This is a genomic window from Ferdinandcohnia sp. SAFN-114, assembly GCF_059415045.1.
In genome coordinates this window covers 48,531-61,744 of sequence record NZ_JBPFDQ010000022.1, presented here as the reverse complement: position 1 = coordinate 61,744, position 13,214 = coordinate 48,531, and the positions used below count along the sequence as shown (strand labels likewise).

At 36.8% G+C, this 13,214-nt stretch carries 13 protein-coding genes; 12 read left to right on the top strand and 1 reads right to left on the bottom strand.

Annotated elements, in window-relative coordinates; genetic code table 11:
- Positions 1-254 precede the first annotated feature (254 nt).
- On the top strand, positions 255-770 hold the full coding sequence (speG, locus tag ACR65M_RS09375) for a spermidine N1-acetyltransferase (protein ID WP_121446981.1): 516 nt from the start codon (positions 255-257) through the stop codon (positions 768-770).
- A 139-nt stretch (positions 771-909) separates the two neighbouring features.
- Here speG and ymaG read toward each other — a convergent pair whose 3' ends face one another.
- Positions 910-1,215 (bottom strand): inner spore coat protein YmaG, encoded by a 306-nt coding sequence (ymaG, locus tag ACR65M_RS09370; RefSeq protein ID WP_440273163.1) that lies wholly within the window; start codon positions 1,213-1,215, stop codon positions 910-912.
- Between the two features lie 246 nt (positions 1,216-1,461).
- Here ymaG and ACR65M_RS09365 point away from each other — a divergent pair, with 246 nt between their 5' ends.
- The 11 genes from ACR65M_RS09365 to nadX all read left to right on the top strand — a co-directional run bounded on the left by ACR65M_RS09365 (position 1,462) and on the right by nadX (position 12,795).
- Positions 1,462-2,631 (top strand): ankyrin repeat domain-containing protein, encoded by a 1,170-nt coding sequence (locus ACR65M_RS09365; RefSeq protein ID WP_440273162.1) that lies wholly within the window; start codon positions 1,462-1,464, stop codon positions 2,629-2,631.
- A 20-nt stretch (positions 2,632-2,651) separates the two neighbouring features.
- Positions 2,652-3,917: an amidohydrolase family protein gene (locus ACR65M_RS09360; protein ID WP_440273161.1), complete on the top strand. Its 1,266-nt coding sequence runs from the start codon at positions 2,652-2,654 to the stop codon at positions 3,915-3,917.
- Positions 3,918-3,993: 76 nt separating this feature from the next.
- Positions 3,994-4,752, top strand: a complete 759-nt coding sequence (locus tag ACR65M_RS09355) for a helix-turn-helix domain-containing protein (protein ID WP_440273160.1) — start codon at positions 3,994-3,996, stop codon at positions 4,750-4,752.
- 353 nt (positions 4,753-5,105) lie between these two features.
- Positions 5,106-6,491 carry an MFS transporter gene (locus ACR65M_RS09350; RefSeq protein ID WP_440273159.1) on the top strand — a complete coding sequence of 462 codons (1,386 nt, stop codon included), beginning with the start codon at positions 5,106-5,108 and terminating at the stop codon, positions 6,489-6,491.
- Positions 6,492-6,541: 50 nt separating this feature from the next.
- On the top strand, positions 6,542-7,387 hold the full coding sequence (locus ACR65M_RS09345) for a creatininase family protein (protein ID WP_341330024.1): 846 nt from the start codon (positions 6,542-6,544) through the stop codon (positions 7,385-7,387).
- Between the two features lie 214 nt (positions 7,388-7,601).
- A complete protein-coding gene (locus ACR65M_RS09340; RefSeq protein WP_440273158.1) occupies positions 7,602-8,099 on the top strand; it encodes an arsinothricin resistance N-acetyltransferase ArsN1 family A in 498 nt (165 codons plus the stop codon).
- 288 nt (positions 8,100-8,387) lie between these two features.
- Entirely contained in the window at positions 8,388-8,684 is a 297-nt protein-coding gene (locus ACR65M_RS09335; protein WP_180271344.1) for an ArsR/SmtB family transcription factor, read from the top strand.
- 53 nt (positions 8,685-8,737) lie between these two features.
- Positions 8,738-10,036, top strand: a complete 1,299-nt coding sequence (locus ACR65M_RS09330; protein WP_440273157.1) for an arsenic transporter — start codon at positions 8,738-8,740, stop codon at positions 10,034-10,036.
- Between the two features lie 21 nt (positions 10,037-10,057).
- Positions 10,058-10,477, top strand: coding sequence for an arsenate reductase (thioredoxin) (gene arsC, locus ACR65M_RS09325; RefSeq protein WP_341330028.1), 420 nt, complete (start codon positions 10,058-10,060; stop codon positions 10,475-10,477).
- A gap of 353 nt (positions 10,478-10,830) precedes the next feature.
- Entirely contained in the window at positions 10,831-11,799 is a 969-nt protein-coding gene (locus ACR65M_RS09320; protein ID WP_440273156.1) for a tRNA dihydrouridine synthase, read from the top strand.
- Positions 11,800-12,015: 216 nt separating this feature from the next.
- Positions 12,016-12,795: an aspartate dehydrogenase gene (gene nadX / locus ACR65M_RS09315; protein ID WP_440273155.1), complete on the top strand. Its 780-nt coding sequence runs from the start codon at positions 12,016-12,018 to the stop codon at positions 12,793-12,795.
- Positions 12,796-13,214: the final 419 nt, after the last annotated feature.

Below are 13,214 nucleotides of genomic sequence, written 5' to 3'. Positions count from 1 at the left end.
AATTAATGAAAAAGTGTTAAATTTAATATGGATAGGTGTTTTATATATGTCTCATTTGGCTAGGTCAGTTCATATACCATCTGCTTTTTTTGTAGTGCCTTTTTGTGTCTAGCAAAATAGATTCCAGCAGCAAAATAGGGGAATGCCTTTTAGCGTGAGCACCGAATTTTTTAGAAAAAATGGTCAAAAAGTGGGAGAAAAGGAAAGACTTTATTTTAAGAGGATTGAATGAAGGTTTCGGAGGATGAATAGTAATGAGTGATGTAAAATTAAGGCCTTTAGAACGAGTTGATTTAGGATTTGTCCATAAATTAAATATAAATGCAAACATCATGTCCTATTGGTTTGAGGAGCCATATGAGTCTTTTGTTGAATTGCAGGATTTATATGATAAGCATATTCATGATCAGGGTGAAAGAAGATTTATTGTACAAAAAGGCGATGAAATGGTGGGACTAGTTGAATTAGTAGAAATTGATTATATTCATCGTAGGGTTGAATTCCAAATTATTATTGATCCCAACCATCAAGGGCATGGATATGCGAAGTCTGCAACCTATCTCGCAATGGACTACGCGTTTTCTGTATTGAATATGTATAAATTATACTTAATCGTGGACAAAACCAATGAAAAAGCGATTCACATTTATCAAAAACTTGGATTTCAATTTGAAGGAGAATTAATTGATGAGTTTTTTGTTGACGGTGAATATCATAATGCAATAAGAATGTGTATGTTTCAACATCAATATTTTAATAGGGGTTCTTGAGAGTCCTATTGCGGTGCTAGGAAGAATTAATTAAGAAGTTGGAAAACGCAGTTCTTATACAGGAAAATACAAATCAGTTCAAGGAAAAACGGAGTGCTACTAAATGGGCACTCCGTTTTTTCTATTTTATTTGTACGTTTTAGTAAGGATAGTACGGGTAGTATGGTGGGTACGGCGGATAATAATAAGGGTATGGTGGGTAATAATAACCAAATCCTGGACCTGGAGCCAATAGTGCACCAGTAGCTAGGCCGCCTAAAAAGCCTAATCCGAAGCCTGGTCTACCAAAACCAAAACCAGGTCTGCCGAATCCAAAGCCTGGTCTACCAAAACCAAAACCAGGTCTACCAAAACCAAATCCGGGGCGTATTCGTTGATCATTGACATCAATTATTTCCTGATTAAATGGTTCTTGTAAAGCGTTATATGGATAACCATAATTCAAAGCAAATCCCTCCTGTTTATTTATTTCACTAAAGGATATGCTAAAGTAGCCTATTTGGGTTGGGCATATGCCTCATATTCATCCAATAAATAAATTGTTTAAGTATTCACCACTATCTGTTATTGACTGAACACGTGAATGTGATAAAATCTAGAGGATTTTAAGAATTAGAAGAATTGATTCTACGTGCATGAGAAAAATGAATTATATTAATGAAATCAAGTAAGCGATTGAGGGAGTTACTATATGCAAACACAAACCTTACATGAAAACCTTATTCATGCAAGTGAAAATGGATCATTGGAAGATGTAGAGCGCTTCCTGCAAAAAGGAGCGAGCATTCATAATAAAGATAAAAATGGCAGAACCGCTTTAATGGCGGCTACACAAAAAAATCATGTTTCAATCGTTCAAATGTTAGTAGAAGCCGGGAGTGATGTGAATACAAGGGACATTAATCAGTTAACTCCATTTATTTGCGCGGGTGCAAACGGATTTCACGAAGTATTAAGCATAATGCTGAAATACGGAGCTGACCTGAAAAGTGTAAATCGATTCGGTGGTACTGCTTTACTACCTTCAAGTGAAAAAGGGTATCTAAAAACCGTTCAAGTTTGCCTGGAAGCTGGTGTCCCGGTAAATCATGTGAACGATTTAGGATGGACAGCCTTATTAGAAGCTGTCATTTTAGGAAACGGTGGCCGTCTGTATTCTGATGTTATTCAAATTCTTGTTGAAGCGGGGGCGGATGTTAACCTTCCTGATAGAGATGGCAAGTCCGCACTTCAACATGCAAAAGAACTAAATCAAACAAAGGTTGTTAACATCTTAAACAAAGATTATAAAGTGCGTAATGAAGCCATCGAAAAGGCATTATCTTTCTACAAAGATGATAGGTACTTTGAGGCAATCACTACTATAGACTATGAACTTGAAAGTGATAGTGAAAACATAGATTTATATTTTTATAAAGGGTATTTTTTACAAGAAGCAAAGATGTATGAAGAAGCTTTGGTTCAGTTCGAGATAACCATAGCTAAAGATCCGAGCGGCTTAGACTTTTATTTCTATACAGCTAATTGTAAGCGGTTATTGAAAAGATCAGAAGAAGCACTTGCTGAATATGAAAAAGCTTGTGAACTCAATCCACATGCAACCTTTTACCGATACCATAAATCGAATTATTTGAGAGAACTGGGCAGACATGAGGAAGCTGTCAACGAGATGGACAAGCTTTTAGCTCTCCAACCACATCGGTACGATTTTTCATTTCATAAGGCTAACAGCCTAAGGTCATTAGGAAGACACGACGAAGCACTTGCTGCAATTGAGAATGCAATCAAACATGATCCGACTAATCCTTTGTACCAATTGCACAAAGTACAGTCTCTCGAATTACTAGAAAATAATAGATGAACAAAAAGGAGAATGCACGAATGGAAGCTAGAAATACGTTCAAAGAAGAGCTACATAAAAAGAACGCCTATATGCTATTAAATGTTCGATTAGAAAGTGGATATAAGTATGAAGATGGACAGGTTGTCGCCACTGAAACAGAATTACGAAATATCGAAATTGAAAACGGTATTATTACGAAAATACAAGATGCCCATCTACCATATAGAAGAGAAATAGATTGCTATGATGCGATGGGAATGCTTCTCCTCCCGGCATTTAAGGACATGCATATCCATTTAGATAAAACCTACTATGGGGGGCCTTGGAGGGCTGGGGCAAATCGAAAAAGTATTTTTGACATGATTGAATTAGAGGAGGAAATACTGCCAAAGCTACTACCAACGGCACAAGAGCGTGCGGAAAAATTAGTTGAGCTAATCCTGAGCTACGGTTCAACGTATGTTCGAAGTCATTGTAATATTGATCAAACTGTTGGGCTTAAAAACCTCGAAAAATTAAAGGCTGCCTTAGAGAATTATTCAGATAAAATTTCACATGAGATCGTAGCTTTTCCTCAACATGGATTGCTTCGTTCCAATGTAGATGGGTTATTACGAGAGGCAATGGAGCTTGGCGTAACACATGTAGGAGGTCTTGATCCAACCGTTGTTGACGGAAACATGGAGAAGTCTCTTGAAACAATGGTACAAATCGCAGTGGACTATAACAAAGGCATTGATATTCATCTTCATGAGGGTGGGGAAACAGGGATTAAAGCGATAAATAGATTGGCTGATTTAACCGAAGAGGCTGGACTAGAGGGAAAAGTAACAATTAGCCATGCATTCTCACTAGCTGCATTGTCGGAGGAATCAGGAATCGAGCTTGCAAACCGCCTAGCCTCGTTAGGTATTTCAATTGCCTCAACTGTTCCGATTGGTAAAACGGTTATGCCGATTCCACTCTTTCAAAAGCAGGGAGTAGAAGTTCTACTCGGAAATGATAGTATTACAGACCATTGGTCACCGTTTGGGATTGGAGATATCCTTCAGAAAGCACATCTTGCAGCACAATTATATGGTTGGAGCAATGAATTTAACTTATCACGATCTTTATCACTAGCAACTAGAGGCATGACGCCTTTAGATAAAGAAGGGAATCAAATCTGGCCAAAGGTTGGAGATGAAGCTACTGCTGTCCTCGTATCTGCCAGCTGTTCAGCAGAAGCTGTAGCAAGGTTGCCGAAGCGTACTGCTGTTCTGCATAAAGGTGTATTTTCTTCAGGCTCTTTAGAAAAAAAGTAATTTTACACGATGGGGTGTTCTAGCAACTTGATCTTAAAGAGGGTAACTAGCCCATTTGTAGTGAGGTGATGGGAAAATGAAAAGGGAAGACCCAGAAAATCAAATAAACAATGATTTAGATAAGAATAAAACAAAGCATGAAATTATTGAATCAGGACACAAATATCGGGAAGAATTATTACAATCCATTCGAAAAGGAGAACAGGAATCTGTTGTCCGATCCATAAGTGAATTTAATGAGTTTCTAAGTGAAGAAACTGACACACTAGATATTTTTAAAAGAGTTCCAAGGAATAAATTACGTGCATTTAAAAACATATTATTATCGCATAATACGCTCTACAGCTATTCAGCAGAAAAAGGTGGCTTGAGCGCATGGCAATGTCATTACCTTTCAGAAAAATATGCAATTATGATTGAGAACGCCAAGTCTACACTTGAACTAGAAGAGATTCATAAAAAAATGCTAGAGGAGTACTCAGACCCTTCAATTCGTTTTATCGAATTTGAAAAGGCAACAATTGCCGAGAAAGCTGAGCATTTTATAAAGATGAACTTCTCAGAGGATATATCGATTGAGGACATATCCCGAAAGCTACATGTACATTCTTCCCACTTAATGCGTGTTTTCAAAAAAGAAAAAGGGATGACAATCAGTCATTATCGAAATTTGGTAAGGATTAAGGAAGCGAAGGAGTTATTGACTAATTCTAATCTTTCACTGATAGAAATCACTTTTATTGTAGGTTTTAAAAATCAACAATACTTTTCTCGCGTTTTTAAAGAGGAAGTAGGCGTAACCCCAAAAGAGTATAAACAAAAAAATAGTAAGTGAGGCCTTTTATCATTTGAAAAATTTGATAAAAGGCTTTTTTTATTTCATGCAATGATAGTGTAAAAGGATGCAATATTATTGCAAAAGTAATTCGGGATTTTGAGTTAAAATTCTAATATATTAATATTTTAAACGCTTTCATTAGTATGAAGGAGGATGATGATAGAAAGTTTAGTATATAGATAATAGTTCAGACTATTAGTTTGTATAGTAAACAAATATAATGAGATGTTTCATCATAAGTTGAAAATCTGGATAATTCAGAGCCATTTCTCTTCTCAAGTTAAGTTATTGGGCATTTAAGATTAAATTATAAAAAAATCCATTATTTTATTTACATTGGGGGTTAAAACATGGAAAAGAAACAGGTCAGAAAATTTGGTTTCCGAGATCAATTTGGATATATGCTAGGGGATGTTGGCGGTGGTTTTGCAAACCTTTACATCGGTTCGTTTTTCCTATTATTCACCACGTCCGTACTTGGAGTAAGTCCTTATTTCATGGGAACATTGTTTTTAGTTGCTCGAATATTTGATGCATTCACAGATGTTTTGATGGGTAGTATTCCTGATAGATGGAGATTAGGAAAAAGCGGCGATAAATTTTTACCGTATATTAACATATCGAAATGGTTACTTGCAGCATCCATTTTAATTTCGTTTGCAGACGTCTCAAGTTGGTCATCAACGGCAATTCATGTATGGGTCGTATTTGTTTATCTATTCTATGGAATCGCATACACAGCTGATTCAATTCCTTATGGTTCATTAGCAGCTGTTATTACAGATGATCCAATTGAACGTACAAAATTATCTCGTGCTCGTTCTATTGGTGGAATGGTTGTTGGAATCGGGTTTCTATCGTTTGTCCCTATGTTTATCTATGATAAATCTGGGAATCTAGTGCCAGAAATGTTCTTCTACATTTCTATCGTATTCAGTATTCTTTCCGTTCTAGCTTATACAGGACTTGTTAAATTAACAACAGAACGTATTCGTGATGATAGACCAGTTGGTACTAAACCTGATTACAACTTTACAGATGCTTTAAAAGCTGCCTTAAAGAATCGACAGTTATTAGGGATGATGGTAGCAAGTGGTGGTTCATTAATTATGATTAATGGTGTTACACAATTAGCTGCAATTGTGTTCTCAGAATACTACAAAAATCCTGGTGCATTTGCGATTAACTCGTTCTTACAAATGGGAGTTACACTGGTATTGTTTATTTTTGTCCCTACCCTAGTTAAGAAGTTTGGTAAGCGTAATATGGTCATTAGTACGGCAAGCTTTAGTTTAATTGCTTCTTCACTCCTAACAATCTTTATTATTGAGAATGTTTACGTTTATATAGTAGCCTATAATATCGCAACAATCGCAAATATGGTCTTTATTATGATTGTATGGGCACTTGTTACAGATTGTTTAGATTTTACAGAACTTCAAACTGGCAAACGATATGATGGAACACTTTACTCCATTTATTCATTCTCACGTAAAGTAGGTATGGGTGTTGGTTCTGCACTGGGTAGTTATGCTTTAGGTTGGGTCGGATTTGTGTCCGGACAAACTTCTCAAACCCAAGAAGTAGCAGAAGGTGTTTTACGTATGTATAACGGATTACCTATTTTGTCTTTTCTCTTAATGCTTATCGGTATTGCATTAATTTTCAACTTGAATACCACTAGAGCCCAAGAAATGTACTCTACATTAAAACAAAGAAGAGCTCAAAACTCATGAAAAATCTAGTAAATATATACATTAATAATTTTTAAGGGGGATGTTAATCGATGAGAACTCGGTTCCTATCTAAATGCACAAACGGGGAAGTTGAAGAATACCTGCAACAAAATGATCTGATTTTTGTACCTGTTGGTGTAACAGAAACGCACGGAGCACTACCGCTGGATACGGAAACAGTAATTGCGGAAGCACTTGCGTTAAAAATGGCAGAGGCGACAGATGGCCTCGTTCTTCACAACCTGCCCTATTTCTTCGCTGGTGGGACAGCGATGGCTCGCGGGACCGTTAATATAAGTGTTAAAGAGGGTATGAGATATTTAGAAGCAATAGCTAAATCACTTTTAAAACAGGGTTTTAGAAGACAGGTATATGTTACTTGTCATGGTCCTGCACACATAACATTAAGCGGAATGGTTCGTGATTTCTTTGAGGAAACAAAAGTACCAATCCTTTATATTGACATGATTAAAGCAACTGATAGTGTTGAAGATTTAAGTTTTTCGTTTATGGAGAAATTCAATGATATTAGCATTGGGGCATACAAAATACTAGGTAGATTAGAAGATGTTCCGATGAATGTTCCAGAGTCAAACTCAGTAACCTATGATGTACAGAGTATGTTAAAGGGCATGAGTAAAAACCCGGGAAATGCACTTGGTAAATATGCACTGCAATCAGGGGCAATTGGTTCATACTTTGATCAAGCGTCTGACCATCTACCAACACCACTCATTACATCTGAAGAACATCGTGAAGAATTAGCTCATTCAGGCGTTCTTGCAATTGAAGAGTTTATTGAAAAATTGGATTTGCCAACAATTGTTGACCTTTTACGAAAAACAGATGAGTATACACAAAACGACAGTCTACCAAAATACGGTGAATGGTTATAATTTAGATAAAAACGAGAATTCATTTTCTCGTTTTTTTGTTGGAGATTTATGAGTATTTTATATCCCATTAGCAGTTTTGTTTTATCTCTCTGGTTATTAAAGTCTAATTTAGTAACAAATGGAGTGAGGGATTGTACAAAATTACAGTTTCAAATTACAAGTATTTAAGTTATATTCTATAAGAAAAACCGAGCTGTTGGGGAGGAAACTTTTTATGAGAAATATCATTATCCGCATCGCTTCTATTAACGATATTGATGATATCCTTTCAATTTATAATGAGGGAATTGAGGATCGAATTGCAACTTTGGAAACTTCTACAAAAGATAAGGCTTTTATGCTTGCCTGGTTTCATCAACATACTGGACGTTTTAAGGTCATAATTGCCGAAGTTGAGGGAGAAATTGTTGGATGGGCAAGTCTTAATCAGTATAATAGTCGATCTGCATATGATGGGGTTGCTGATTTATCTGTCTATGTTAGAAGAGATTATCGTGGAAGAGGTATAGGAGGAAAATTACTTTCCACAATCGAGAAGTTGGCTAAGGAAAACGCATTTCACAAAATTGTCTTATTTACTTTTCCGTTTAATAAACTTGGTCAAGGACTTTATAAAAAAAGTGGATATAGAGAAGTAGGCATATTTAAAAATCAGGGGAAAATCGGTGATCAATTTATTGATGTAATGGCAATGGAGAAACTGTTAGTTTAGTAGGATGAGAAAGCAATTTATGTGTAATGACCAGTCTGAAATGTATGGATTGGTTATTTTTTTATCATGCAATATGCAAGCATCTACTCAAAATCAAAGAGAAATTATTGGTCAAGTGTGAATCAAAGAATGTAAGGCATTTATACTAATTAGGAAAGATAGATTTGACGTGTTTAGTAATTGATTGATATGCATTTAAAATAAGAGTTGCGATTTTTATATAAGCAAAATATTATATAAGTAAAAGGTTATATAGGCGGATCTTTATGTAGGAAGGAGAAGACTGATTTGGAGAACATTGAATTAATGGCTAAACAGCTAAAAGCTGTGAGTGACCCCAACAGATTAAAGCTATTATCATGCCTTAAAAAAGGGGAAGTATGTGTTTGTGATTTTGTCGATGTTTTAAATATTTCTCAACCAGCGGTTAGTCAACAATTGAAAAAGTTGAAGGATGCTGGAATTGTTCTTGAAAGACCCTCTGGTACTTGGAAACATTATCGATTAAATGATGATTTACCTCCATATATTCAGTCTATTATCGATCAATTGCAAGAAATCGCAATTATTAAATGCGATTGTTAAGTATGCAACAGGAGTATTCTAATACATCTAAGTAAGTAGTAGGAGGTTATCTATTGATATCAGTAATTTTAGCTTCAGTTATTTTCTTAATTACACTAGTCTCGGTTATATGGCAACCTAAAGGTTTATCCATTGGTTGGTCTGCATGTGGTGGAGCTGTCTTAGCTCTAATCGTTGGAGTAGTGGATTTTAAAGATGTAATCGATGTTACATCCATTGTTTGGAACGCAACTCTAGCGTTTGTTGCTATTATTATCATTTCATTAATACTAGATGAAATCGGATTTTTTGAGTGGTCAGCCTTACACATGGCAAGAGCCGCGAAAGGAAATGGAGTTCGAATGTTTGTGTATGTATCTATTTTAGGTGCATTAGTAGCTGCATTCTTTGCTAACGACGGAGCAGCATTAATTTTAACTCCAATCGTATTAGCGATGGTTCGAAATCTAAACTTCAATGAAAAAATGGTATTCCCATTTATTATAGCTAGTGGATTTATTGCAGATACGACATCTCTGCCACTTGTCGTTAGTAACTTAGTAAATATTGTTTCAGCAGACTTTTTTGGAATTGGTTTTGCAGAGTTTGCATCAAGAATGATTGTTCCCAATCTCTTTTCGTTAGCAGCAAGTATTTTGGTCTTATATCTATTTTTCCGTAAGAGCATTCCAAAGAATTATGATATGACTCAATTGAAAAAGCCAGTAGAAGCGATTCGTGACCTGAAGATGTTCAGATTATCTTGGATTGTGTTAGGGATACTACTTATTGGATACTTTGCAAGTGAATTTACAGGAATTCCTGTATCAATTATCGCAAGTATCGTGGCAATCTTCTTCCTCTTCATGGCTAGGAGAAGTTCAGCCGTGAATACACGTACAGTAGTAAAAGGTGCTCCGTGGGCTATCGTGTTTTTCTCAATAGGAATGTATGTAGTTGTGTATGGGTTAAGAAATGTTGGGCTTACAGATATCCTAGCAAACCTAATTCAGTTTACAGCTGATCAAGGATTATTCGCGGCAACAATCGGAATGGGATTCATTGCAGCGATTCTGTCATCTGTTATGAATAACATGCCGACTGTCATGATAGATGCTCTAGCAATTGCAGATACAAATACAAGCGGTGTAATAAGAGAAGCTCTTATCTATGCGAATGTTATTGGTTCAGATTTAGGTCCAAAAATTACACCAATTGGTTCTCTTGCAACGCTATTATGGCTACATGTACTTTCACAAAAAGGTGTTAAGATTTCGTGGGGAACATACTTTAAGACTGGTATTATTTTAACCATTCCGACTTTGTTCATTACTCTAGTTGGATTATATATCTGGTTACTTATTATTCATTAAACAACAAAGGAGACTTCGTTTATGTCTAAAAAAACAATTTACTTTTTATGTACTGGTAACTCATGCAGAAGCCAAATGGCTGAAGGGTGGGGGAAAAAGTATCTAGGAGAAGAGTGGGACGTATTAAGTGCAGGAATTGAAGCGCATGGTTTGAATCCTAATGCAGTAAAAGCGATGAACGAAATTGGTATTGATATTTCCAATCAAACTTCAGATATAATTGACCCTGAAATCCTAAACCATGCTGATTTTGTCGTAACTTTATGTGGAGATGCTGCTGATAAGTGTCCAACGACACCACCACATGTTAGACGTGATCATTGGGGATTCGATGATCCTGCGAAAGCTCAAGGTATGGAAGAGGAGAAATGGGCAGTGTTCCAACGAGTGCGTGACCAAATTGGTGAAAGAATTCAACGATTTGCTGAAACAGGTGAATAAGAACCACTAGAGGAACTACCAAATTTCCGTTGGTATTTGAAAGATAGGAGGATATGAATGCATAATTAATGTTGTCTATTATCTAGGCAATCTATGCATTAATATCCCCAGTTTATTGATGTAAATAACCAATCAGTATCTTCGAACACCCCCTCCCAAACCTACCTTTTTTTACCCGATTTTCTTTACGCTTTAAATTTGATATAGTAAAGTTTATAATTTTTAAAGTTATTATAGATTGATAAAAAGGATTTAAGCGTGGTAAAGCTATAAATGAAGCATGAACATTCTGAGTGTTACTTTCGGATGAAAGTTTGACCTCGTGTTGATATAGAGAGGATTTGAGTTTGACTATGAAAGATAATTTTTGGCGTGATCTACCAAGGCCGTTTTTTATACTTGCACCAATGGAAGATGTGACGGATGTTGTTTTCCGCCATGTAGTAAGTAAAGCAGGCAGACCTGATGTGTTTTTTACAGAGTTTACTAACACGGATAGTTATTGTCATCCAGAGGGGCAGCAAAGTGTACGCGGGCGTTTGACGTTTACTGAAGATGAACAACCAATCGTGGCTCACATTTGGGGAGACACGCCCGAACACTTTCAAAAAATGAGTATTGGTATGGCTGAAGAAGGATTTCGGGGGATTGATATCAATATGGGTTGTCCAGTTGATAATGTCGTAGATAATGGGAAGGGATGTGGTCTCATCCGTCGTCCGGAAGTTGCAGCTGAAATCATTCAAGCAGCAAAAGCGGGAGGACTCCCTGTTAGCGTGAAGACAAGGCTTGGTTACGCGGAGGTTGATGAATGGCGCGACTGGCTAACACACATCTTGAAACAAGATATTGTTAATTTATCCATTCATTTGCGTACAAGAGAGGAGATGAGCAAAGTTGATGCGCACTGGGAGTTGATTCCGGAAATCAAGAAACTTCGTGACGAGGTGGCACCAGACACGCTTTTAACGATTAATGGAGATATTCCTGACCGTCAAACGGGCATTAAACTTGCTAATCAATATGGTGTAGATGGGGTTATGATTGGGCGCGGGATTTTTACAAACCCATTTGCCTTTGAAAAAGAGGCAAGAGAACATAGTAGTAAGGAATTGCTTGATCTTTTAAGATTGCATCTCGATCTTTTTGACAAGTATTCACATTTACAATCGCGTTCTTTGGGACAACTACGTCGCTTTTTTAAGATTTATGTCAAGGGATTTCGCGGGGCGAGTGAGTTAAGAAATCAATTGATGAGTACAAAGTCAACAGATGAAGTACGTGCGCTGCTTGATAACTTTGTGTCAGAGAATGATCTATAATGTAATCGAAAAAGCTTGTAAAGACATTGAATCTTTACAAGCTTTATTTTTGTTAAAGGAAGCTTAGTAGCTTATCTTTTGTAAAACAAAGAATTGCTTTTTGAAGGCAAACAATAGAAAGGCATTATCGTGGAAAATGCACCATTTACTGCCTATGATAGAGTAAGAGGTTAATAGTCTTCCCTGGTAACTATAACAGATGAGAGGAGTCCAACTATGAATATCGGTGTAATTGGGGCGGGAGCAGTTGCTACTTTTTTATTGAAAGAAATCAATCAAAATCAACTTGATGATCTGCGTATTAAAAGTGTTTTGGTACGGGATACAGAAAAATATCGGTTGTTGGAGTCAAAATTTGGTGTGAAATTGTATACTGATCTCAACTCATTTCTTGATTCAGAAATCGATATTGTTGTGGAGGCAGCGAATATACAGGCAGTAAAGTCCTTGTTACCGTCAGTTATCAAGAAAAAGGATGTAGTTGTAATCAGTGTTGGTGCACTTGCAGATGAAACACTGTTGAATGAAATTAGTAATCCTGTAAAACAGCATAAGTATTCCGTTCATCTGCCGTCTGGTGCAATTGGCGGATTGGACTTATTGCAAAATGCACACGCACTAGGGAAAGTGAAGCGGGTTTCGTTGACAACTCGAAAACCTGCCAACTCGCTCATCGATGAGGACATCCAAGAGGCGAAGGTTGTTTTTGAAGGAAAAGCAATTGATGCAATTAAGCAATTTCCAAAAAACATGAATATCTCTATTTTACTGTCACTAGCTGGGGTAGGGATAGAAAAGACAAGAGTGTGCCTTGTGGCTGATCCGCATATTGAAAAAAACATACATCAAGTGGACATAACAGGCGAGTTTGGCGAAGCAACATTCTCTATCACAAATCATCCACTCCCAGAAAATCCAAAGACGAGCTATTTAGCGGCAATGAGTATTCTGGGCACATTAAAAAGAATGAATGGGAAACTAAGAATTGGTGGTTAAATTAGAGTTTGAAAATATCCTATTTTTGATGGAGCGTGCCCTTAAGGTTCGCTGTTTTTTACTATTTTGAAAGACTTTGATGATACAAAAAGAAGGGGATATATCGAAAATGCAATAGACAACCCCGTGCTGCTATTGCCTTCGCTTCATCGAGCGCATAAAGAGGAAAAGGGTTGATGAAAAGTTGCTGAATCCCCTTCATTGAGCTTATGAAGAGGAACAGAGCCGTTGAAGAGTTGCTGAATCCCCTTCAACGAGTGAATGAAGAGGAAAAGAGCTGATGAAAAGTTGCTGAATCCCCTTCATCGAGTGAATGAAGAGGAAAAGAGCCGAAGAAAAGTTGCTGAATCCCCTTCAACGAGCGAATGAAGAGGAAAAGAGCCGAAGAAAAGTAGCTGAATCCCCTTCATCGAGCTTAT

Bases quoted from the DNA above. Each gene is read 5' to 3' on its own strand.
- ACR65M_RS09360 (WP_440273161.1), top strand. From the start codon at position 2,652: ATGGAAGCTAGAAATACGTTCAAAGAAGAGCTACATAAAAAGAACGCC.
- ACR65M_RS09355 (WP_440273160.1), top strand. From the start codon at position 3,994: ATGAAAAGGGAAGACCCAGAAAATCAAATAAACAATGATTTAGATAAG.
- ACR65M_RS09320 (WP_440273156.1), top strand. From the start codon at position 10,831: ATGAAAGATAATTTTTGGCGTGATCTACCAAGGCCGTTTTTTATACTT.
- speG (WP_121446981.1), top strand. From the start codon at position 255: ATGAGTGATGTAAAATTAAGGCCTTTAGAACGAGTTGATTTAGGATTT.
- ACR65M_RS09350 (WP_440273159.1), top strand. From the start codon at position 5,106: ATGGAAAAGAAACAGGTCAGAAAATTTGGTTTCCGAGATCAATTTGGA.
- ACR65M_RS09340 (WP_440273158.1), top strand. From the start codon at position 7,602: ATGAGAAATATCATTATCCGCATCGCTTCTATTAACGATATTGATGAT.
- arsC (WP_341330028.1), top strand. From the start codon at position 10,058: ATGTCTAAAAAAACAATTTACTTTTTATGTACTGGTAACTCATGCAGA.
- nadX (WP_440273155.1), top strand. From the start codon at position 12,016: ATGAATATCGGTGTAATTGGGGCGGGAGCAGTTGCTACTTTTTTATTG.
- ACR65M_RS09345 (WP_341330024.1), top strand. From the start codon at position 6,542: ATGAGAACTCGGTTCCTATCTAAATGCACAAACGGGGAAGTTGAAGAA.
- ACR65M_RS09365 (WP_440273162.1), top strand. From the start codon at position 1,462: ATGCAAACACAAACCTTACATGAAAACCTTATTCATGCAAGTGAAAAT.